At 71.9% G+C, this 21,927-nt stretch carries 20 protein-coding genes; 15 read left to right on the forward strand and 5 right to left on the reverse strand.

The window, feature by feature from the left end; translation table 11 throughout:
• Positions 1-49: 49 nt before the first annotated feature.
• On the reverse strand, positions 50-691 hold the full coding sequence (locus tag ACQUQF_RS14135; RefSeq protein ID WP_435179742.1) for a metallophosphoesterase family protein: 642 nt from the start codon (positions 689-691) through the stop codon (positions 50-52).
• Positions 692-996: 305 nt separating this feature from the next.
• On the opposite strand from ACQUQF_RS14135, the gene dapA reads away from it, so the two are divergent.
• The 7 genes from dapA to ACQUQF_RS14170 all read left to right on the forward strand — a co-directional run bounded on the left by dapA (position 997) and on the right by ACQUQF_RS14170 (position 7,110).
• A complete protein-coding gene (dapA, locus tag ACQUQF_RS14140; RefSeq protein ID WP_435179743.1) occupies positions 997-1,905 on the forward strand; it encodes a 4-hydroxy-tetrahydrodipicolinate synthase in 909 nt (302 codons plus the stop codon).
• Positions 1,902-2,681, forward strand: coding sequence for a 4-hydroxy-tetrahydrodipicolinate reductase (dapB, locus tag ACQUQF_RS14145; protein WP_435179744.1), 780 nt, complete (start codon positions 1,902-1,904; stop codon positions 2,679-2,681). The genes dapA and dapB overlap by 4 nt, the downstream gene beginning before the upstream one ends.
• Entirely contained in the window at positions 2,678-3,511 is an 834-nt protein-coding gene (locus ACQUQF_RS14150; protein WP_435179745.1) for a 2,3,4,5-tetrahydropyridine-2,6-dicarboxylate N-succinyltransferase, read from the forward strand. The genes dapB and ACQUQF_RS14150 overlap by 4 nt, the downstream gene beginning before the upstream one ends.
• Positions 3,508-4,767: a diaminopimelate decarboxylase gene (lysA, locus tag ACQUQF_RS14155; RefSeq protein WP_435179746.1), complete on the forward strand. Its 1,260-nt coding sequence runs from the start codon at positions 3,508-3,510 to the stop codon at positions 4,765-4,767. The genes ACQUQF_RS14150 and lysA overlap by 4 nt, the downstream gene beginning before the upstream one ends.
• Positions 4,764-5,636 carry a diaminopimelate epimerase gene (dapF, locus tag ACQUQF_RS14160; RefSeq protein WP_435179747.1) on the forward strand — a complete coding sequence of 291 codons (873 nt, stop codon included), beginning with the start codon at positions 4,764-4,766 and terminating at the stop codon, positions 5,634-5,636. The genes lysA and dapF overlap by 4 nt, the downstream gene beginning before the upstream one ends.
• Before the next feature lie 24 nt (positions 5,637-5,660).
• On the forward strand, positions 5,661-6,782 hold the full coding sequence (locus tag ACQUQF_RS14165; RefSeq protein ID WP_435179748.1) for a M20 family metallopeptidase: 1,122 nt from the start codon (positions 5,661-5,663) through the stop codon (positions 6,780-6,782).
• 97 nt (positions 6,783-6,879) lie between these two features.
• Positions 6,880-7,110, forward strand: a complete 231-nt coding sequence (locus tag ACQUQF_RS14170) for a hypothetical protein (RefSeq protein WP_435179749.1) — start codon at positions 6,880-6,882, stop codon at positions 7,108-7,110.
• A gap of 7 nt (positions 7,111-7,117) precedes the next feature.
• On the opposite strand, the gene ACQUQF_RS14175 is transcribed toward ACQUQF_RS14170, so the two are convergent.
• Together ACQUQF_RS14175 and purB are read right to left on the reverse strand one after the other, a co-directional pair.
• Positions 7,118-7,546: a hypothetical protein gene (locus ACQUQF_RS14175; protein ID WP_435179750.1), complete on the reverse strand. Its 429-nt coding sequence runs from the start codon at positions 7,544-7,546 to the stop codon at positions 7,118-7,120.
• Between the two features lie 33 nt (positions 7,547-7,579).
• Positions 7,580-8,968 (reverse strand): adenylosuccinate lyase, encoded by a 1,389-nt coding sequence (purB, locus tag ACQUQF_RS14180; protein WP_435179751.1) that lies wholly within the window; start codon positions 8,966-8,968, stop codon positions 7,580-7,582.
• 167 nt (positions 8,969-9,135) lie between these two features.
• On the opposite strand from purB, the gene purH reads away from it, so the two are divergent.
• The 4 genes from purH to ACQUQF_RS14200 all read left to right on the forward strand — a co-directional run bounded on the left by purH (position 9,136) and on the right by ACQUQF_RS14200 (position 14,811).
• On the forward strand, positions 9,136-10,761 hold the full coding sequence (gene purH, locus ACQUQF_RS14185) for a bifunctional phosphoribosylaminoimidazolecarboxamide formyltransferase/IMP cyclohydrolase (RefSeq protein WP_435179752.1): 1,626 nt from the start codon (positions 9,136-9,138) through the stop codon (positions 10,759-10,761).
• Positions 10,762-10,867: 106 nt separating this feature from the next.
• A complete protein-coding gene (locus ACQUQF_RS14190; protein ID WP_435179753.1) occupies positions 10,868-11,383 on the forward strand; it encodes an SHOCT domain-containing protein in 516 nt (171 codons plus the stop codon).
• 189 nt (positions 11,384-11,572) lie between these two features.
• Positions 11,573-14,038, forward strand: coding sequence for a dihydropteroate synthase (gene folP / locus ACQUQF_RS14195; protein WP_435179754.1), 2,466 nt, complete (start codon positions 11,573-11,575; stop codon positions 14,036-14,038).
• A 50-nt stretch (positions 14,039-14,088) separates the two neighbouring features.
• Positions 14,089-14,811, forward strand: a complete 723-nt coding sequence (locus ACQUQF_RS14200; protein WP_435179755.1) for a hypothetical protein — start codon at positions 14,089-14,091, stop codon at positions 14,809-14,811.
• An 18-nt stretch (positions 14,812-14,829) separates the two neighbouring features.
• Here the strand turns inward: ACQUQF_RS14200 and ACQUQF_RS14205 are convergent, their stop codons facing one another.
• Together ACQUQF_RS14205 and ACQUQF_RS14210 are read right to left on the reverse strand one after the other, a co-directional pair.
• Positions 14,830-15,966, reverse strand: a complete 1,137-nt coding sequence (locus tag ACQUQF_RS14205) for a glycosyltransferase family 4 protein (RefSeq protein ID WP_435179756.1) — start codon at positions 15,964-15,966, stop codon at positions 14,830-14,832.
• Between the two features lie 150 nt (positions 15,967-16,116).
• Entirely contained in the window at positions 16,117-16,680 is a 564-nt protein-coding gene (locus ACQUQF_RS14210; RefSeq protein WP_435179757.1) for a DUF7344 domain-containing protein, read from the reverse strand.
• Between the two features lie 624 nt (positions 16,681-17,304).
• Between ACQUQF_RS14210 and ACQUQF_RS14215 the strand changes: the two genes are divergently transcribed.
• From ACQUQF_RS14215 to ACQUQF_RS14230, 4 genes are all read left to right on the forward strand, one after another.
• On the forward strand, positions 17,305-19,119 hold the full coding sequence (locus ACQUQF_RS14215) for a S9 family peptidase (RefSeq protein WP_435179758.1): 1,815 nt from the start codon (positions 17,305-17,307) through the stop codon (positions 19,117-19,119).
• Between the two features lie 417 nt (positions 19,120-19,536).
• Positions 19,537-20,496: an ABC transporter ATP-binding protein gene (locus ACQUQF_RS14220; RefSeq protein WP_435179759.1), complete on the forward strand. Its 960-nt coding sequence runs from the start codon at positions 19,537-19,539 to the stop codon at positions 20,494-20,496.
• Positions 20,493-21,326 (forward strand): ABC transporter permease subunit, encoded by an 834-nt coding sequence (locus ACQUQF_RS14225; protein WP_435179760.1) that lies wholly within the window; start codon positions 20,493-20,495, stop codon positions 21,324-21,326. The genes ACQUQF_RS14220 and ACQUQF_RS14225 overlap by 4 nt, the downstream gene beginning before the upstream one ends.
• Before the next feature lie 38 nt (positions 21,327-21,364).
• Positions 21,365-21,901, forward strand: a complete 537-nt coding sequence (locus tag ACQUQF_RS14230; RefSeq protein ID WP_435179761.1) for an NUDIX hydrolase — start codon at positions 21,365-21,367, stop codon at positions 21,899-21,901.
• Positions 21,902-21,927: the final 26 nt, after the last annotated feature.

The following is a 21,927-nucleotide window of genomic DNA, read 5'->3' on the forward strand; positions in this document are numbered from 1 at the left end:
GGTAAGGGCTGTGGCCCGGGGCTCCGTGAGAGCTTCCGCGATTCGGTCGTCACGACGACGGCGTCGGGTGCCAGGTGAGTTCGAGGGTGGCGGGGTCGAGCTCGTAGTAGCGCTCGCCGACCGCGGCCAGGCTCACCACCCTGGTCTCGCCGCGGGTCGTCTCGGCGTGCTCGTGGTGGTGGCCGACCAGGCAGAGGTCCGGGTCGAGCGCGTCGAGCAGCTCGTCGATGTGGTCGCAGCCGACCTCGTAGGACTCCGCGACCGGCAGGCCGTGGGGCGCCTCGTGGGTCAGCAGCACGTCGACGTCCTCGACCTCCTTCAGGCGCTCGACGTCGCCCCGGACGAAGTGGCGCCGGCGCTCGCCCTGGAGGTTCGGCCGGGGCCGCTCGAACTGGGTCGGGGCGTAGTTGCCCGACAGCCCGGCGACCCGCAGCCCCTCGACTTCGACGGCCTCCTCGTTGATCAGGATCGCGTTCGTGACCTCGGAGCTGTCGAGCCGGCCGTGCCGGAGCGCGTCGATGACGTCGAAGTCCTCGTTGTTGCCCGCGATGAAGTAGGTCGGGATCGGGAGGTCGTAGTAGAGCAGGTCGCCCAGCTGGAGCGCCACCTCGGCGTCCGCGTCCCGGTAGGCCGCGAACAGGGCGCGCCGATTGGCTGGGTCGTCGGCGTGAGCGTCTCCGAGAACGAGCATTTATCGGCGGTTCGGCCGTCGGAAAGATAAAGCTCACTCTCGACCGACGCGTTCGGTCGCGCCGACCCCGGGCAGGTATCGCGGGCGACGCAAGGGTTAAGTGCCAGCGGGTGACTCACACGCATATGCACCTCGACGCCGTCGCTGGCGCTGGCGCCCGCTCGCCCAGCGGCGGGTCGGTCGGTTTCTCGGGGCTGAAACGCACAAAATTCGGTTACTGACAGGTCCTCGGCGGGCGTAGCGACCCCGTCGCGGGCCGTACTCGTTCTGCACCGACCTGCGACCAGCTCCGAACCGACGACACCATGACACGCACCGACGAACCCTTCAGCGGGGTCTACCCGGCGATGACGACCCCCTTCGAATCCGACGACAGCATCGACTTCGAACAGCTCCGCGCCGACGCCCGCCGGCTCGCCGACGCCGGCGTCGACGGCCTGCTCGCGGTCGGGTCGACCGGCGAGAGCGCGACCCTGACCCACGACGAGCACATCGAGGTGGTGGAGGCGGTCACCGACGCGGTCGACGTGCCGGTCATCGCGGGGTCGGGCAGCAACTCGACCCACGAGGCGCTGGAGCTCTCGCGGCGCTCCGCCGACGCCGGCGCCGACGCCCTGCTGCTCATCTCGCCGTACTACAACAAGCCCGAGCCCGAGGGGATGGAGCGGCACTTCCGGACGATCGCCGACGAGGTCGACCTGCCCCAGATCATCTACAACGTCCCGTCGCGGACCGGCCGCAACATCGCGGTCGAGACCGCGGCCTCGCTCGCCGAGCACGACAACGTGGTCGGCTACAAGGCCGCCAGCGGCGACCTCGACCGCATCGGCCGGGTCGTCGAGCGCACGCGGGACGAGGCGTTCTCGGTGCTGTCGGGCGACGACTTCCTCACGCTCCCGATGCTGTCCATCGGCGCGACCGGCACCATCAGCGTGGCCGCGAACGTCGAGCCCGAGCGCACCGTCTCGCTGGTCGAGGCCGGGCTGTCGGGCGACTTCGCCGAGGCCCGCGAGATCCACGAGGAGCTGGCGCCGCTGTTCCGGGCGCTGTTCGCCGAGACCAACCCCATCCCGGTCAAGGAGGCGATGGAGATCCGGGGGTACGGCCCCGCGCAGCTGCGGTCGCCGCTGACCCGGGCCTCCGAGGAGGTTCGGGCAGAACTTGCGGCTATCCTCGGAGAGTTAGAGGCGGAGGGGACTCAGGTAAACCAATGAGCGCATCCGTCGCAGTGACCGGCGCGACCGGTCGGATGGGCCGGGCGGTGCTCGAGGCCGCCGACGCCCGCGGGGACGTCTCGGTCTCGTTCGCCGTCAACCGCGACCCCGACGCCGACGAGTCGGTGGCGGGGATCGCCGTCGAACCCTCCGAGGAGTTCGACCGGCTGCTGGCCGAGCGCGACCCCGACGCCGTCGTGGACTTCACCGGTCCCGAGAGCAGTCGGGCGTACGTCGCGGCCGCCGCCGAGGCGGGCGTCGCCAGCGTGGTCGGCACCACCGGCTTCGGCGACGAGGGCGAACAGGCGCTCAGGGAGCACGCCGAGTACGCGCCCGTGCTCAAGGCGTCGAACTTCGGCCGCGGGGTGCAGGCGCTGCTCTCGGCGGTGGAGTCGGCGGTCGCCGACCTGCCGGGCTACGACGTCGAGGTGACCGAGACCCACCACAACCGGAAGCGCGACGCGCCGAGCGGGACCGCCAAGACCATCCTGGAGCGCATCGAGGAGACGCGAGAGGACGCCGGCCGGCGCGTCCACGGCCGGGAGGGCGAGGCGCCCCGCGAGGCCGGCGAGATCGGCGTCCACGCCCGGCGGGCCGGCGCCATCACCGGCGAGCACGAGGTGCTTCTGGCGGGCAACCACGAGGAGGTCCGGCTCACCCACCGCGCGGAGGACCGCGGCGTCTTCGCCGAGGGGGCCCTCGACGCGGCGGTCTGGCTCGCGGGCCGGGAGCCGGGCTGGTACGAGTTCGCGGACGTAGTGGAGGGAGACGCATGAGTCTGGAATCCGACGTAGACGACCTGTGGCATCGGTACGACGACGGCAGCCTCACCGCGGGCGACGCGGGCGACGAGGAGTACGCCGTCCTCGAGGAGTTCCTCGACGCGCTCGACGCCGGCGAGGTCCGGGCCGCCGAGAAGCGCGGCGGCGAGTGGGAGTCGAACGAGTGGGTCAAGCGGGGCATCCTGCTGAACTTCGGCCTGCGCGAGATCGCGGGCCGCGAGTACGGCGACGTGACCTACCACGACGTGCTCCCGCTGCGCGAGACCGGCGACCTGCCCGAGCGGGGCACCCGCAACACCCCCGACGGGACCGTCGTCCGGCGCGGCGCGTACCTCGGGTCGGACTGCATCATGATGAGCCCGAGCTTCGTCAACATCGGCGCCCACGTCGGCGACGGGACGCTGGTCGACTCCTGCGACACCGTCGGCTCGTGCGCCCAGATCGGCGAGGACGTCAAGCTGGGCGCCAACACCCTCATCGGCGGCGTGCTCGAACCCGTCGAGGACGCCCCGGTCGTGGTCGAGGACGGCGCCTCGCTGGGCGCGGGCTGCCGGGTCACCTCGGGGTTCGTGGTGGGCGAGAACTCGGTGGTCGCCGAGAACACCCTGCTCACGCCCCGCATCCCGGTGTACGACCTGGTCGAGGAGGAGGTCGTCTACGGCCGCCTCCCGCCCGAGCGCCGGGCGTTCACCCGGTTCGTGGAGTCGTCTGTCGGCGACCACGACCTGTTCGAGGGCGGCGCCTACAAGCCCGCGGTGGTGGCGATGGACGTCGAGGAGACCACCCTCGAGGGCGTCGAGCGAGAGGAGGCCCTGCGAGAATGAGCGCCGCGCAGGTCCGGAACCCGGCGGTCCGACGGCTCGCCGACTGGCCGGCCGACCGGCTCCGCGGCCTGGCCGACGAGCACGGCGCGCCCCTCTACGTGCTGGACCTCGACCGCGTCCGGCAGAACTACCGGCGCACGGCCGAGGCCTTCCCCGAGGCCGAGGTGTACTACGCCGCGAAGGCCAACACCGCCCGGCCGGTCCTGCGCGCCCTCGCCGACGAGGGCGCCGGCATCGAGTGCGCGTCCGCCGGGGAACTCGCCCGGGCCCTGAGCGCCGGGGTCCCCGGCGAGCGCGTCCACTACACCGCGGTCAACCCGCCGGCCCGCGACCTCGACGTGGCGGTCCGCCTCGCCGAGGACCACCCGGGGCTGACGATCACGGTCGGCGCGGCCGACACCCTCGACCGGCTGGCCGAGCGGGGCTACGACGGCCGGGTCTGCCTGCGGGTCAACCCGGGCGTCGGCGCGGGCCACCACGAGAAGGTCGCGACCGGCGCGGACGCCAAGTTCGGCGTGCCGTACGACCGGGCCGCGGACCTCCTCGAGGGGGCCACCGAGGACTTCGACGTGGTCGGCCTCCACGCCCACGCCGGCAGCGGCATCTCGGGCGAGGACCTCTCGGCCCACCGCGAACTGGTGGCCCGGATGGGCGACCTCGCCCGCGAGGTCGAGGGCCGGGGCGTCGACCTCGAGTTCGTCGACGTCGGCGGCGGCTTCGGCGTCCCGTACTCGCCGGACGAGGGGCCGCTGGACCTCGACGCGGTCGCCGAGGCGACCCGCGAGGCGCTGGGCGAGGTCGACGCGGCCCTCGCGGTCGAGCCCGGCCGCTACCTCGTCGCGGACGCCGGGGTGCTGCTGACCGGGGTCAACACGGTCAAGGAGACCCCGGCGGGCGCCGTGGTCGGCGTCGGCGCGGGGATGACGACCCTCGCCCGGCCGGCCATCTACGACGCCCGCCACGAGCTCCGGAGCCTGGCGCCGGACGCCGACGAGCGCCCCGAGCGCGAGGTGACGGTCGCCGGCCCGGTCTGCGAGAGCGCCGACACCTTCGGCGTCCACCGGCTCCCCGCCCCGGAGCGGGGCGACCTGCTCGCGGTGGGCAACGCCGGGGCCTACGGCTACGAGATGGCGAGTCAGTACAACTCCCGCCCGCGCCCGGCGTCGGTCGTCCTCGACGGCGACGACGCCCGACTGGCGCGACGGCGCGAAACGATTGCGGACGTGACGGCGGTCGAACCGGAGGACGAGCTATGAGCATCGAGTACGAGAAGTTTCACGGTACTGGCAACGACTTCGTGGTAGTAGACGCGGACGAGTACGTTCCCGACCGGGCGGCGTTCGCCCGGAAGGTGTGCGACCGGCGCGACGGGGTGAGCGTCGCCGGGAGCGGCGAGAGCGTCGGGGCGGACGGTACACTGTTCCTGGCGCTGGAGCCCCAGTTCTCGCCGCCCCGCGTGGTGATGACGCTGGTCCAGCCCGACGGCTCGACCGCGGCGATGTGCGGCAACGGCGCGCGCTGCGCCGCCAAGTGGGCCGCCGAGCGGACCGGCGCCGACGCCATCATGCTCGACACCCAGGCCGGCACCCGCCGGGCCGACGTCCGGGGCGACGAGGTCACCATCGAGATGGGCGAACCCTCGTTCGGGCCCGAGGACGTCCCCCTCGCGGCCGACCGCGAGGGTCCACTGGTCCGGGAGGCGGTCGCCGGCGTCGAGGTCACCGCGGTCAACACCGGCGTCCCCCACGCGGTCGCGTTCGTCGACGACGTCGACGAGGTGGACATCGAGGAGGTCGGCCCCGCGATCCGCAACGCCGACGCCTTCCCGGAGGGCGCGAACGCGACGTTCGCCTCGCCGCGGGCCGACGGCGGGTTCGACCAGCGGACCTACGAGCGCGGCGTGGAGGCCGAGACCCGGTCGTGCGGCACCGGCGCGGTCGCCATCGGCGTGGCGGCCCGGCGGCTCGGCATGACCGACGCCGACCCCGTGACCGTCTTCCCGCCGGGCGGTCGGCTCGAGGTCGGCTTCCGCGACGGCCGGGCCATCCTGACCGGCCCGGTCGAGCGCGAGTTCGAGGGCGAGGTCGCCTCGACGCCAGACCCCCGCACGGTCTCGGAGGCCTGACCGCCCCAGCGGACTGGTTCTCCCATGAGCTTCGATCCGATAGAGTTCCTCGAACGCGCAGTACGGACGCCCTCCCACGAGGACGTGACCGCGATGCGCGACCTGCTGGTAGAGACGCTCGACTCGGCCGACGCCGACGTCGCGGTCGAGGTGGACGGCGCCGGCAACACCGTGGCGGTCCGCGACTCGGGCCGCGACGGGCCCCACGTCGTCCTGAACACCCACATCGACACCGTGCCGCCCCACGTCCCCTTCGAGCGCGACGGGGCGGGAACCGACGACGTCGTCCGCGGCCGGGGGTCCTGCGACGCGAAGGGGCCGCTGGCGGCGATGCTCGCGGCGTTCCTCGGCGCCGCCCCCGAGCGCGGCCGGGTCACTCTGGCGGTGTCGCCGGACGAGGAGACCGACTCGACCGGCGCGGCCGCCCTCTTCGACGACGGCTCGCCGGCCGACCTCGGACCGGACCCCGACGCCGTCATCGTGGGCGAGCCAACCGAGCTCGACGTCTGCAACGCCGCGATGGGCCGGTTCCAGGCGACCGTCACGGTCCGGGGCGCGAACGCCCACGCCGCCGAACCCGAGTCCGGCGTCAACGCGGTCCGGGCCGCGGGCGATCTGCTCCGGGCGCTCGACGACTTCGACGACCGCGAGGACCGGCCCGGCGCGAGCGATGCGCTCGGCGCCCCGACGCTCACGCCGACCACCGTCGAGGGCGGCACCGCGACCAATCAGGTGCCCGCGGAGTGCTCGTTCGTGGTCGACCGCCGGAGCGTCCCGCCCGAGACCGCCGAAGGGTTCCGGGCGGCGCTGGCCGACCACCTCCGGGCGCGCGCCCCGCCGGACGTCGAGGTGGAGGTGGCGCTGGCCGAGCGCGACACGCCGTTCCTGGCGGCGTTCGAGACGCCGGCCGACGAGCCGGTGGTCCGGGCGCTGCGGGACGCCGGCGGCGGCGAGGTCCGGCCCTTCGGGGCCGCGACAGAGGCGTCGTACTTCGCCGAGGTCGCGCCGACGGTCGTGTTCGGGCCGGGCGCGCTGGCCGACGACGAGGGCGCGGTGGCCCACGCGCCCCGGGAGTACGTCCGGGTCGCGGAGGTCGAGCGCGCGGGCGAGGCCATCGAGGCGACGCTGGCCGAACTCTGTTCCTGACCGATCTGCGAGGCGGCGTCGGTCGCGGCCCGGCGGCGACCCGGACCGCCGACCCGAATCGCACGGACTTATCAGGTTGCGACCGCTCCCGGTGAACGTGACACGAGACGTCCCGGACGGCGCTCGAGGGCCGGCGGGCGAGGGGCCGGCCGACCGCGACGGCGGCCGCGCGACGGTCGCCGCGGTCGGGGTTCTGGCCGCGGCGCTGCTCGGCGCGGCGTTCCTCGGGGCGGCCACCGCGGGCGTCCTCGCGGCGGTCGGCCCGTACCTGGCCGGCGTCTCGGCGCTGAGCCTCGGGCTGTTCGTCCTGGCGCGGCGCTGCCGGTGAGTCCGGTTCACCAGCCGTGTTCCCGTCTGAGGAGCACGCGCAGCACGGCCAGTCCGGTGAGCCCGAGGCCGGCCGACGCCCAGGCGAACCGCGTCTCGTAGTTGAAGAAGAGGTCCTCCTCGATCAGGTACCGCTTCCCGTTCCGTCGGACCACGAAGTCGCCCCGATGGGTGGTCGTGGGGAGGTCACCGGGCGCCCGGAAGACGCGCCGGGCGCCGGCGATAGCGCGATCGACGATGCGCCGGTCGCGGGCCGAGAGGTCCCGAAACCGGTGGCTCGGGACCTCGGTCTCCTCGAATCCGTTCCACTCGGTCGGAGCGTAGTCGATCGGCCCGGTCGCGGTGACCTCGTACTCCAGGGCGCCGATGCCGGTCGCGAACGACCCGAACAGCAGCATGACCGCCGCGTAGGCCGCGAGGAAGGTGCTCCAGTGCACGGGCCGGGAGTCGTCCCGGTCTCGTACTTAAAATTACGCGCGGTCGTCGACGTCCGCGGCCAGCTCGCTCGCCACGCCGGTGTAGCCGGCGGGCGTCAGGGCGAGCAGTTCCTCGCGGGTGTCCTCGTCGACGTCGAGGTCCGCGAAGAGCTCCCGGAAGTCCTCGAGGGTCACGCGCCGGCCGCGGGTCAGGTCCTTGACGCGCTCGTAGGCGTCGTCGTGGCCCTCGCGCCGGAGGATGGTCTGGACCGCCTCGCCGATGATCTCCGGGGTCGATTCGAGCTCCTCGCGCATGACCTGCTCGTTCGGGACGACCTTCGAGAGGCCGTCCTGCAGCTTGGTGTAGCCCAGCAGGCAGTAGGCGAACGCCGCGCCGATGTTGCGCTTGACGGTCGAGTCCGAGAGGTCCCGCTGGAGCCGCGAGCTGGTGACGTAGTCGCCCAGGAACACGAGGTCCGAGTTGGCCTTCGAGAGGTTGCCCTCGCTGTTCTCGAAGTCGATGGGGTTGACCTTGTGGGGCATGGTCGAGGAGCCCGTCTCGCCAGCGGCGGCCTCCTGGCCGAGGTAGCGGTCGCTGACGTATCGCCAGGCGTCCCGATCGAGGTCGAGCAGGACGTTGTTCGCGCCCCGGAGCGCGTCGAACAGCTCGGCGAGGTCGTCGCAGGGGTTGACCTGCGTGGTGACGGGGGCCTGCTCGAGGCCCAGATTCTCGACGAACTCCCGGGCGAACGCGGGCCAGTCGACGTCGGGGTAGGCCGCGATGTGGGCGGCGTAGGTGCCCGAGGCGCCCGCCAGCTTGCCCTGCAGGCCGTCGCGGGCGTCCTTCACGCGACCGACGGCGCGGCCGAGCCGCGAGGCGAACACCGCCATCTCCTTGCCGAACGTGGTCGGGGTCGCGGGCTGGCCGTGGGTCCGGGCCAGCATCGGGACGTCGGCGTACTCGCGGGCGAGGTCCGTGAGCGCCGTGCGGACGTCGCGGAGCTCCGGTAACAGCACCTCGTCGACCGCGCCCTTCGCGAGCAGCCGGTAGGCGAGGTTGTTGACGTCCTCGCTGGTCAGCGCGAAGTGGATCCACGAGGAGGCGTCGGCCGCGCCCTCGGGGAGGTGCTCGCGGACGAAGTACTCGACCGCCTTCACGTCGTGGTTGGTCGCGGGGTAGTCGCCGTACCCCTCGGTCTCGATGCGCTTGACGAGCGCGGCGTCGTCCTCGTCGAACGACTCGTAGAGCTCCCGGAGCGCGTCGCGGTCCGATTCGCCGAGTTCGAGCGGCGTGGCGTCGAGGTCGGCCAGCGCGACCAGGTACTCGACCTCGACCCGGACGCGGGCCCGCATCAGCGCGGCCTCGCTGGCGAACGCCCGCAGCGGTTCGGTCCGCCCGGCGTACCGGCCGTCGAGCGGCGAGACGGCGTAGAGGGGGTTCATGGTGAAACCTGCCGGGTCGGTCGGCAAAAGCGTGTCGGTCGAAGTCGTCACGGACGTGCATATCAAGTCGTCGGTCGCGGAAATACGGCCGGAAAGTATGCTCGTTCGTGTACACCTGGTCGGCTGCAACCGCAATACATTTCCGCGGAGGCGGCGCGGGTTCGAACATGACACGCATCGCGGGACTCGCCAGCAACCGCGGACGCAACCTGCTGCACATCGCCGACCGGACGCCGGGCGGAGCGACGCTCGGGGTCGTCCTGACCAACGACGCCGACGCGCCGGTGCTGGAGGAGGCCGAGAAGCGCGGGATTCCGACAGCGGTCGTCGAGCGCGACGCGGACGAATCGCGCCGGGACCACGAGCGGCGCGTGGTCGAGGCGCTCGCGGACCACGACGTCGACCTGGTCTGTCTCGACGGGTACATGCGCATCCTCTCGGACGCGTTCCTCGACGAGATGCCGGTCACGCTCAACGTCCACCCGTCGCTGCTGCCGGCGTTCCCCGGGATGGACGCCCACGAGCAGGTGCTCGACGCCGGCGTGAAGACCACCGGCTGTACGGTCCACGTCGTCACCGACGCCACCGACGACGAGGGCGACGTCGTCGACGAGGAGGTCGACGCCGGACCCATCGTCACCCAGGAGCCGGTGCCGGTCTACGAGGGCGACGACGAGAGCGACCTCAAGGAGCGGGTGCTCTACGAGGCCGAGTTCAAGGCCTACCCCCGCGCCGTCAAGTGGTTCGCGGAGGGCAAGCTGGAGGTCGACGAGGAGGCGGGCGCGGTCCGCGTCGAGGGCGACGCGGACGGGCAGTTCCCGGCCCGCCGGGTCGAGACCGCCGACCGCGCGGCCGCCCTCCGGTACGGCGAGAACCCCCACCAGGACGCCGCGCTGTACGGCGACGCCACCTGCGAGGAGGCCAACGTCGTCGACGCCCCGCAGCTCAACGAGGGCGCGAAGGGGATGGGGTACAACAACTACAACGACGCCGACGCCGCGCTCAACCTGGTCAAGGAGTTCGACCGGCCCGCCGCCGCGGTCATCAAGCACACCAACCCCGCGGGCTGTGCGACCGCCGAGACGCCGGCCGACGCCTACGACCGGGCGCTGGCGACCGACCCCAAGAGCGCGTTCGGCGGCATCGTCGCGCTCAACCGGGAGTGCGACGCCGCCACCGCCGAGCAGATAATCGACTCGTTCAAGGAGGTCGTCGTCGCGCCGGGCTACACCGACGACGCGCTCGACGTCCTCTTCGAGAAGGACAACCTGCGCGTGCTGGACGCCGGGAGCGAGGAGAACTTCACCGACATCACGGAGACGACCACCGAGAAGGACCTCGTCGGCGGCCGCCTGATCCAGGAGCGGGACCTGCAGGCCCCGACCCGCGAGGACCTGGAGGCCGTCACCGAGCGCGAGCCGACCGACGACCAGATCGAGTCGCTGCTGTTCGCCTGGCGGACCATCAAGCACGTCAAGTCCAACGCCATCCTGTTCGCGACGGGTACCGAGACGGTCGGCGTGGGCGCCGGTCAGGTCTCCCGGGTCGACGCCGTCGAGATCGCGAAGATGAAGGCCGAGAAGGACGCCGAGGGCAAGACCGCCGACGGCGCGGTGATGGCCTCCGACGCGTTCTTCCCCTTCCCCGACGGCATCGAGGCCGCCGCCGAGGCCGGCATCGAGGCGGTCATCCAGCCCGGCGGCTCGGTCAACGACGAGGACGTCGTCGCGGCCGCCGACGAGCACGACATGGCGATGGTGTTCACCGGGTCGCGGTCGTTCCGGCACGACTGAGTCGAGCGGGACACCGCCGGAACCCCGCCGCGAGAGGGAGATCGAGGCGGGCGCGACGCCTACCCGAGAGGGAGATTGAAGTGCGCTCGACGCCAACAATCGCGCGATGGGACTCGCAGACGACGGCAGGGTCAAGCTGCTCTTCGGGGCGCTCGTGTTCTCGCTGCTGGCGCTGGTCGGGATCGCGGCGTTCGGCGTCGTGGCCGGCCTGACGGCGCTGTTCTCCGCGCCCGCCTCGGCGCCCCTGATAGTCGTCCTGCTCGACGCCGTCGCCCCGTACGCGATCACGGCCGCGCTGCTGGGGGCGCTCTCGTTCGTGCTGACCCTCGGCGTCGCGGTGGCCGCGGTCCGGCGGGCGTCGATGCCCCGCAGCGAGCGGTTGGCCCGACTCGCCCGGCTGGTCGAGCGCTACTCGGACGAGGCCCGGCGGTTCGGGCTGGCCGAGCGCTTCGAGCCGACGACCGAGGAGCGCATCGACGAGCTCAAACGGCGCTACGTCGACGGCGAGCTCACCGAACTGGAGTACGAGCGCCGGCTCCAGGACCTGATGGCCGAGGAGGACGTCGACGACGCCCGCGTCCGGCGCGAGCGGTCGCGGACCGACTACGAGTTCGAGCAGTAGCAGGAGTCGTTTTCGGAGCCCTCAGGCAGTTGCGGCGCGAGCGAACGAGGCGAGCGAGGGTTCGGAAAACGCGGTTTATCTTCCCGCGTGTTCGGTCGAGCTTTGGCGAGGGAGGCGCGTCCAGGCGCCGACCGCAGGAAAAGGTCGGAATCCGACACTCTAAAGCGCGCCGCGTTAGTTGACGCAGACATGGACTACCACGAGGCGGCGAACTTCCTGTTCGACCTGCGTCGGTTCCGCCCGAAGCCGGGCACGGAGTCGACCGCGGCGCTGCTCGCCCACCTCGGCGACCCCCACGAGGGGGTCGCGTACGTGCAGGTCGCCGGGTCGAACGGGAAGGGGTCGACCGCCCGGATGACCGAGCGCGCGCTCCGGGAGGCCGGCCTCGACGTCGGGCTGTACACCTCGCCGCACTTCGACGACGTCCGCGAGCGCGTCCGGGTCAACGGCCGGAAGGTCCCGAAGGCGGCGGTCGCCGAGTACGTCGAGTCGGTCGAGGGGTACGTCACCGACCGGGCCGCCGACGGCGAGGCGCCCACCTTCTTCGAGGTGATGACCGGGCTGGCGCTCTGGCACTTCGGCCGCGAGGACGTCGACGTTGCGGTGCTGGAGGTCGGCATCGGCGGGAAGTACGACGCCACCAGCGTGGTCGACCCGGTGGCCAGCGCGGTCACCAGCGTCACCCTCGAACACACCGGCATCATCGGCGAGACCATCGCGGAGATCGCCACCGATAAGGCCCACGTCGCGCCCGCCGACGCGCCGCTCGTGACCGCCACGAGCGGCGAGGCACTCGACGCGGTCCGTGCCCACGCCGGCGACGTGGTGCGGGTCGGGGAAGACGACGGGGCGGACGTCCGGGTCGCGTACGACGGCCGGACCAACCACACCGAGGCGGCGGTCTCGCTGGCCGGCCCCGACTGGACCGTCGAGACCGCGATCCCGCTGCTCGGCGAGTACCAGGCCCGCAACGCCGGGGTGGCGGCCGCGCTGGCCCGGCAGGTCGTCGCGCACGGCGACCTGGCCGGCGCGACCGTCGACGAGGCGACGCTGGCCCGCGGGCTCCGGAAGGCCGACTGGCCCGGCCGGTTCGAGGTGATGGGCCGGGACCCGGTCGTCGTGCTCGACGGGGCGCACAACCCCGGCGCGTGCGAGGCGCTGGCCGAGACGCTCGCGGAGTTCGACGAGACCGACGAGTTCCACCTGGTGTTCGGCGCGATGCACGACAAGGACCTCCGGGGGATGGCCGAGGCGCTGCCGACGCCCGACCGGGCGGTCGCCTGCCGGCCCAACCTCGACCGGGCCGAGGACGAGGCGGTCGTCGCCCGGGCGTTCGAGGAGGCCGGCGCCGGCGAGGTGCTGACCCGCAACTCGGTCGAGGGCGCCTTGGAGAACGCGCTGAACGCTGCCGGCGAGGACGACCTCGTGCTGGTCGCGGGGTCGCTGTTCGCGGTCGCGGAGGCCCGGACGCGGTGGACCCGGGCCGAGATCCCCAAACGGGTCCGGAACATCGACGACGCCCGCGAGGCGCTGGAGGGCGCCGACGTGACCGACCCCGGCGTCTGGCGGATGCGGGGCAAGGCGGTCCACCGGGTGCTCAAGACCCGGGTGCAGGTCCGGCAGGCCCGCTACCTCAAGGAGGAGATGCTGAGCCTGGGCGGGGAGTGCGCGCTCTCGGGGGTCAACGAGCAGGACGAGGAGAACGTCGACGCGGTGCTGATGGGCACCCTCGCCCAGTTCAAGCGGCTCGCCGCCAAGCTCGACGACCAACCCTACGGCCTGTCGGTGTTCGCCGACGAGCTCCGGGAGGCGCTGGACATCCGGGTCGAGCCCGAGCACCGGGGCTACCCCTGGGAGGACGGCACCGCGGTGATGGGCGTCCTGAACGTCACGCCCGACTCGTTCCACGACGGCGGCCGGTACGAGGCCGTCGAGGACGCGGTGGCCCGGGCCGAGGAGATGGTCGAAGCGGGCGTCGACGTCATCGACGTCGGGGGCGAGAGCACCCGGCCCGGCGCCGACGAGATCCCGGTCGAGGAGGAGATCGACCGCGTGGTCCCGGTCGTCGAGCGCATCGCCGACCTCGACGCGCTGGTCTCCATCGACACCCGGAAGGCGGCGGTCGGCCGGGCGGCGCTGGAGGCGGGCGCCGACATCCTCAACGACGTCTCCGGGCTGGAGGACCCCGAGATGCGGTTCGTCGCGGCCGAGCACGACGCGCCGCTGGTCGTGATGCACAGCATCGACGCGCCCGTGGTCCCCGACCGCGACGTCCGCTACGACGACGTGGTCGAGGACGTCATCGACGAACTCGAGGAACTGGTGCTGCTGGCCGAGAAGGCCGGCCTCGACCGCGAGCAGGTCGTCGTCGACCCCGGGCTGGGGTTCGGCAAGTCGGCCGCGGAGAACTTCGAGCTGCTGGCCCGGACCGACGAGTTCCACGCGCTGGAGTGTCCGGTGCTCATCGGCCACTCGCACAAGTCGATGTTCGACCTGATCGACGCCGGCGAGGACCGGACCGCGGCGACGGTGGCGGGCACTACGCTCGCGGCCGAGCGCGGCGCCGACATCGTCCGGGTCCACGACGTCGAGGAGAACGTCGCCGCGGTCCGGGCGGTGAAGGCGGCCGACAGTCCGGAGCGGTTCGAGGAGTAAACGGACATACACTTTCTTATCGGGAGACGTGGTCCGCCGAATAGAGACGCATGGAATCCAGATGGGCGTCGTTAGGGCTCCTCGTCGTCGGAGTCGGGCTCCTCGTAAATCCACTGGTCCCCGGCGTCCACCTCGGGTCGGGGACCGTCTACGAGTACAGCGCTGTCTCCGTCGAGTACGCGAACGGAACCGGGCTGGAGCTCCGGGGTGTGGAGGACGGCCGGGAGAAGGAACCGCTCGCGGTGGACGACGAGATCGTCTGCGAGGACCGCGACGACCGGTGGACGTGTGGCGCGGCGTACTTCGTCAGGCAGAACGGAACCGTCCCCAGTTACGCCGGCGCAGGCTTCGACTTCGACGGGGGACCGAGACTGGTTTACCTCGGTGACCGGCTCTACCGGACGACGACCGTCGACCGCGGTGAGGCGGCCCACCTGGCGCTCACCCCCGTGAACGACTCCGACCCGCTCCGGCAGGTGGCGTCGACCGACCTCACGGCTCGCGAGCGGCGGGTCGTTGAGTCGGGACGCGTCGTGACGTACCGGCGGCTACCCCGAGCAAATCAGCTGCTGCAGTTCGACGGGGGCTACTACTTCGTCCAGCAGACCGCGCGCAAGGAGTACGGCGGTACGAGTGCCGGTTGCGTCTACTCCGGCGGTAACTTCTGTAGCGACGCCGACTGGAAGCGGCGCACGGACACCGGCGTGACGCTGCTCTCCCGGGTCGTCGGACTCGTGCTGACGTTCCGGGGATGGGAGCGAATCCGCCATTGACGGTCGCAACAACTCGACTCACAGCAGCACAATCAGCAGCACCACGACCGCCACGACCAGCACCGCCGCGCCCGCGACCGCCGCGGGTTCGAGCCAGCTCATCCGGTCGCCGGCCTCGTCGTAGGCCGCGAGGTACCTGTCGAGCACCGCCGCGTCGTCGTACTCGGCGAAGTTCTCGTTGCGCTCCATCGGCTCCATCTCGCTGGCCGCGACGAGCGCGTCGGTCAGCTCCTGCTCGCTGGTGGTCCGGAACGCCCGGTCCTCCTGCTCGACCAGTTCGTGGGCGCTCGACTCGACGTGGTACTCGACCACGCCGGCGCAGCCGCAGGCCAGCGCCCGGAGCAGGTCGGTCGGGAACGCCTCCCGGCGGGCGGTCTGGGCGTAGACGTGCGCGCCCTTGAACGCCGCGAGCCGGTGCTCCAGGGGCTGGTCGCCGGCGAACGAGACCCGGTCCTCGATGCGGAGGTCCCGGACCTGTCGCTCGTAGACGTCGCGCTCGGGGCCGTCGCCGATGACGACCGCCGACCAGTCGCGGTCCCGCAGCTCCGCCAGCGCGAGCAGCAGGCTCTCGAGGTTGGCGTCGGCGTCGAGCCGCCGGGAGTAGACGATGTCGGCGACCTCCCGCGGCTGTGCCGCCCGGACGGCGTCGACGTCGATGCCGTTGGGGACGACCCGGACCGCGTCGCCGTCGGCGCCCAGTTCCCGGACGCGGGTCCGGACGGTCTCGGAGGGCGCCAGCACCAGCTCGGGGAGGCCGGCGGCGAGCCGCCACCGGGGGTCGTCGGCGTCGCCAGCGCCGGGCGACTCGTACCAGTCGACGACGAGCGGGACCCGGAGGAAGAGGCTGGCGGCCTTGGCTGCGATGACGTGGGTCGGGTCTTCGACGGTGGCCTGGACGACGTCCGGGTCGACGGCCCGGAGCGCCGCCGGGAGCGAGACGGCGAACCGGCCCTCGCCGGGCGGCCCGTCGGTGACCGCCCGGTAGGTCACGCCGTCCTGCTCGAACGTGTCGTGGTCGCCGTCCCACCACCGCGCGCAGCAGACGACCGCGTCGTGCCCCCGGTCGGCGAGCCCCTCGGCGGTGCGCCGGAGCCGTCGCGTTGCCCCCGTCTCGCGGTGTTGGGCCACGGTCTCCGAGACGAACGCGACGCGCATACGAAGCGCCACGAAGGGCCCCACTAAAAACCCAACCCTTCCGGTCTCGCGTCGGGCAGTGTCACGCGGAGGACAAACAGCGAATCGAGCGGGAGAGTGAGCGAATCGAGCGGGACAGGGAATCGAAGAGGACTGCGGCGGCGGTCGGGGTCAGTCGTTCACTTCGAGGATGAAGTCCGGCGCGGCGTCGTTCGCCCGGCGCCGCCACCGCCGCAGGTCGTGGGTGTGCAGCAGCGCGGTCACGCCGAACACCGAGATGACCAGCAGGGCGTACTGGACGCCGGTCAGCGCCGAGAAGGGGTAGAGCCCGGCCCAGACCGACGCCAGGACCAGCAGGCTCACCACCGCGAGGCCGAGGTAGAGCCGGTGCCACTGGACCGACGTCTGGGGGTCGCTGGCCAGCTGGAGGTCGAGCTTCGCGGCCTCCTCGGTCGACTTCACCAGGCTCCGATCGGGGTCGTACCGGAGCACGCCCGCCGCCTCGAGCTTCGGCAGGTGGGTCTGGTGGAGCGCGCTGTACACCGACTTGCGCTGGCCGGGCGAGACCTCCGACACCGTCGCGTCGTTCTCCCACGCGGCGATCTGCTCGGCGAGCTCGCCGAGCTCGACCGGGCCGCCGTACCGCTGTAGGTAGTAGAGAACGTAGCGGCGGCGGAGGTTCTTCACCGCGTCGAAGACTTCCTCTCGCGAGGCATGTGTGCTTTCAGTAGCCATGCTAACTGGGGAAAGCCGAGGATAGAATGACTCATAAACCGGTTTGAACGTTCAGACAGCTCGCCGAACTGTTCACGTGCTCAATCCAAACTTGCCCGGTCGGCAAAAAAGGAAACGCACCGTTCCGACGGAGAGGGCGACCGACGCGCCCGTTTCGGCGGTGGAGACGTCCGCCCGACCTCGCGGTGACGGAACAGTCCGTTACCCGGGTTCCATTCCGGGTTTCGACCGGCTCGCGGCGACGAGTCGGCTCCGCGCGCCCGGCCCGGCTGCACCCGCCGGTTCGGACGTCGATTCCCTCCGATGCGACCTCGCCCGCACGTCGACGTCGGACGCGACCGCAGACCGCGGTGCCGGTCCCGGCGGCCGACCCGGCTGCCGGACTCGCCGACCCGACCCGCCGCCGAGCCGGACGTCACGCCGTCCGGCGTTCGTCGGGCGTCGCGCGGTAATCGGCCGGTGACCCGGCGCAATTTGCTGTTTCGGCGGACCCCTGCTCGACTGCCGCGAGGACCCCGACCGGCTCCGGCGACGCGCCGACGCTCGGCCGGGACGCCGGCGGACGGTGGGTCGCGGCCCGCCGGAGTCCAAAGCGATTTGTCCGTCGGCTTGCAACGGGGACGCATGCCAGCCTACGACTTCGAGCGCTACCTCAACGTCCGGTCGGCCAGCGCGCCGTCGTTCGGTCCCGACGGCGACCGGCTCTCGTTCCTGATGGACACGACCGGCGTCCCGCAGGTGTGGCGGCTCGACGCGCCCGGCGAGTGGCCCCGCCAGCTCACCTTCGAGGAGGAGGCGGTCAGCTTCGCCTCGTGGTCGCCCGAGCGCGACGAGCTCGTGTTCGGCATGGACCGGGGCGGCGACGAGCGGACCCAGCTGTTCCGACTGGACGGGGACGGCGAGACGGTCACCCCGCTGACCGACATGCCCGAGGCCATCCACTACTGGGGCGGGTGGAACTCCGACGGGTCGACGTTCGCGTTCGCGTCGAACCGCCGGGAGGAGGCGGTGTTCGACGTGTACGTCCAGGGCCGCGACGAGCGGGGCGACGACGCCGAGCTGGTGTACGAGGGCGACGGCCTGCTCTCGCCCGTGGGGTGGAGCCCCGACGACGAGTCGCTGGCGATCGTGAAGTCCCACTCCAGCTTCGACCAGGACGTCTACGTGCTCGACGTCGAGACCGGCGAGCTCGACCACGTCACGCCCCACGAGGGCGACGTCCGGTTCACCTCGATCAACTGGAGCCCCGACGGCGACGCGCTCTACCTCGCGACCGACGAGGGGGCCGACACCACCTACTTCGCCCGGCTCGACGTCGAGACGTACGAGATCGAGACGGTCGACGACGGCGGCGACTGGAACGTCGAGAGCGTCGGCGTCGACGAGGACACCGGCCGGTTCGTCTTCGGTCGGAACGTCGACGGCTACACAGAGCTCACGGTCGGCGAACTCACCGGCGAGACCGACTACGAGGAGTTCCCGACCCCGGACCTGCCCCGGGGCGTCACCGGCGGCCCAGCCTTCGACGACGAGGCCGAGCGGTTCGCGCTCACCGTCACCCGGAGCACGGACAACACCAACGTCTACGTCGTCGACGTCGAGTCGGGCGAGACCCAGCGCTGGACCGACGCCGCGACCGCCGGCATCCCGCGGTCCTCGTTCGTCAAGCCCGAGCTGATCCGCTACGAGACGTTCGACGGCCGGGAGATCCCGGCGTTCTTCTCGCTGCCCGCGGACGCCGGCGGTGGCGCGGACGGGGGCGCGCCGGTCATCGTCGACATCCACGGCGGCCCCGAGTCCCAGCGCCGGCCCTCGTTCAGCCCGGTCAAGCAGTACTTCTGCAACCGGGGGTACGCCTACTTCGAGCCGAACGTCCGGGGGTCGTCGAGCTACGGCAAGGCCTACACCCACCTCGACGACGTCAGGAAGCGGATGGACTCGGTCAAGGACATCGAGGCCGCGGTCGAGTGGCTCCGCGACCGGTCCGAGGTCGACCCCGACCGGATCGTCGCGATGGGCGGGTCGTACGGCGGGTTCATGGTGCTGGCGGCGCTGACCGAGTACCCCGACCTCTGGGCCGCGGGCGTCGACATCGTCGGCATCGCCAACTTCGTCACCTTCCTGGAGAACACCGGCGACTGGCGCCGCGAGCACCGCGAGGCCGAGTACGGCTCGCTGGAGGAGGACCGGGAGTTCCTCGAGTCCATCAGCCCGACGACCAACGCCGACCGCATCGAGGCGCCGCTGCTCGTGCTCCACGGCGCGAACGACCCGCGGGTCCCGGTCGGCGAGGCCGAGCGCATCGCCGACGTGGTCGCCGAGCAGGGCGTCCCGGTCGAGAAGCTCATCTTCGAGGACGAGGGCCACGGCTTCTCGAAGCTGGAGAACCGCATCGAGGCCTACACCACGGTCGCGGACTTCCTCGACGAGCACGTCTGAGCGCCGCGGAGGCCCCGGCCGCCGACTACTTGATATCTCATCCCCTTCATCTCGACACCGGCCGGTAGCGCCTCGAAATCGGAGCTTTCCGGCGGTTCGAATCCGAACTATCCGATTGGAGATATTACAGGACCGACCGGGGCCGAATCGCCCGAATCCCGTGAGCTCGGGGTCGTACGTCGCAGTCAGGCGTCGCTTTATCCGCCACAGGATAATCTTAACGGGGCGGCGAGGCCGTGCTCCCCGCCGGGCGCGAGCCCGCCAGCGGAGCCGAGGTGCGCCGGCATTTATCCCGTCAGCGACCCAACGTCTGTCCGTGCGCGGACGGGCCGACACCGGCTCTCGTCCCCGCCGCGACGCACCGCCTCCGAGAACCGAGCGCAGTCCGAACACAGCCACCGACACGACAGCTAATCCATGGCAGCAATCGAAACTCACGACCTGACGAAGCGGTTCGGCGACGACGTGGTCGCCGTCGACTCGCTCAACCTCACCGTCGACGCCGGGGAGATATTCGGCTTCCTCGGCCCGAACGGCGCGGGCAAGTCCACCACCATCAACGTGCTCCTGGACTTCATCCGTCCCACCGAGGGGTCGGCCGAGGTGCTGGGCCACGACGCCCAGACCGAGACCCGGGCCATCCGGCGGCGGGTCGGCGTCCTCCCGGAGGGCGCGGCCCTCTACGACCGGCTGACCGGCCGCGAGCACGTCGAGTGGGTCGCCGAGACCAAGGGCGCGGACGCCGACCCCGACGCGATCCTCGACCGGGTGGGGCTCGACCCCGCGGCCCGCGAGCGCGGCGCCGGCGGCTACTCGAAGGGGATGGCCCAGCGCCTCGCGCTCGGGATGGCGCTGGTCGGCGACCCCGACCTGCTCGTCCTCGACGAGCCCTCCTCGGGGCTCGACCCCAACGGCATCCAGGCGATGCGCGACCTGCTCCGCGAGGAGGCCGAGCGCGGCACGACCGTCTTCTTCTCGAGCCACATCCTTCCCCAGGTCGAGGCGGTCTGCGACCGGGTGGGCATCATGAGCGACGGCCGCCTCGTCGCCGAGGACACCATCGAGGGGCTCCGGCGGTCGGCCGGCGGCCGGGGCCGCGTCACCGCGACGGTCGACCGGGTGCCCGAGGGGCTCGTCGGGGAACTGGAGTCGCTGTCGGGCGTCGACGCCGCGACGGCCGACGACCGCGAGATAACCGCGGTCTGCTCGGACCCCGCCGCGAAGATCGACGTGCTGAAGCGAATCGACGAGGTCACGCCGGTGCTGGACGTCAGTTCCGAGGAGGCGTCGCTGGAGGAGCTGTTCAACCGCTACACCACCGGCGGGGACGGCGAGGGTGTTTCCGGCGCCGAGCAGTCCCCGGAGGTGACCGCGTGAGCTTCACCGCCGTCGTCCGCAAGGACTTCACCGACGTCCGGCGGGCGAAGCTGCTGTGGTTCGTGGGCGGCATCTACACCCTGTTCGCCGTGCTGTTCTTCTACACCGGCAGCACGGGCGAGAACCCCGAGGTGCTGCGCCAGCTCTGGAACATGTCGGGGCTGGCGGTGCTGTTCATCCCGCTGGTCGCGCTGGTCGCGGCCTACCTCTCCGTCGCGGGCGAGCGCGAGTCCGGCAGCATCAAGTTCCTGCTGTCGATCCCGAACGGCCGCGCCGACGTCGTGTTCGGCAAGTACGTCTCGCGGGCCGGCCTGGTCAGCGGCGCCATCCTGCTGGCGTTCGGGGTCGCCGCGGCGCTGTCCGTGGTCTGGTACCCCGAGGTCGACTTCGGCACGTTCGCCCGCGTGACCGGCCTGACCCTCCTCTTCGCGCTGGCGTACGTCTCGGTCGCGGTCGGCATCTCGGCGCTGACCGCCTCCCGGTCGCGGGCGATGGCCGGCGCCATCGGCTACTTCTTCGTGTTCAACGTGCTCTGGATCCAGGGCTCGGCGTTCTCGGTCGTCGGGGCGCTCCGGTTCGTCTTCGAGGACACGCTCGGCGTCTCGCTCGCGGAGAACACCGAGCTGTTCGTCCAGAGCCTGAGCCCGGCGACCGCCTACCTCCAGTCGCTCCGGCTGGCGTACCCCGCGGGCTACCGGGACCTCCCGCCGGCCGACCCCTCGACGCCGTTCTACCTCGAACCCGAGTTCATGCTGGTCATCCTCGCGGCCTGGGTCGTCGTCCCGCTGCTGGTGGGCTACTGGCGGTTCGAGCGGGCCGACCTCGGGTAGGCGAAAACACCTTCTCGCGCCGCTCCCAAGCCCCGACCGTGACAGTCACCGAGCGCTCTCGCCGCCGGGTCGACTCCGAACTCGACCGCCTCCGTGAGGAGTACGACTCCGTCGAGGTGGTCGAGAAGACCCGCGAACATCCGCCGGCGATCTACGAGCGCGACCGCGAGCGGTTCGCGGCCGGCACCCTCGGCGGGGCCGGCGTCTGGACCACCGACGAGGCGGGTCGGGTGCTGCTCGTGCGCCACGACGGCGAATCGGCGTGGAGCGACCCGGGCGGCAAGCAGGAGCCCGGCGAGTCGCTGGAGGCCACCGCACGGCGAGAGGCCCGCGAAGAGACCGGCGTCGACGTCGAACTCGACGGCGTCCGCCAGGCCCACCGCATCGAGGTCCGGGACGCCGCTGGCGAGCGACCGCCGGTCCACCGGCTCATCGTCGTCTTCGACGCCGAGCCCGTCGCGGGCGAGTCCCGCCCGCGGGAGGGCGAGATCGCCGAGGTCCGCTGGTGGCGCGAGCGACCGGACGAGCTGCTGTACCCCGAGCTGAGCGAGTTCCCCATTCCGGCGGCGGAGTAGGAGGGTCCCGACCGGTCGGTGCGAGT

This window comes from Halorussus sp. AFM4, assembly GCF_051194995.1.
Taxonomy (GTDB): Archaea; Halobacteriota; Halobacteria; order Halobacteriales; family Haladaptataceae; genus Halorussus.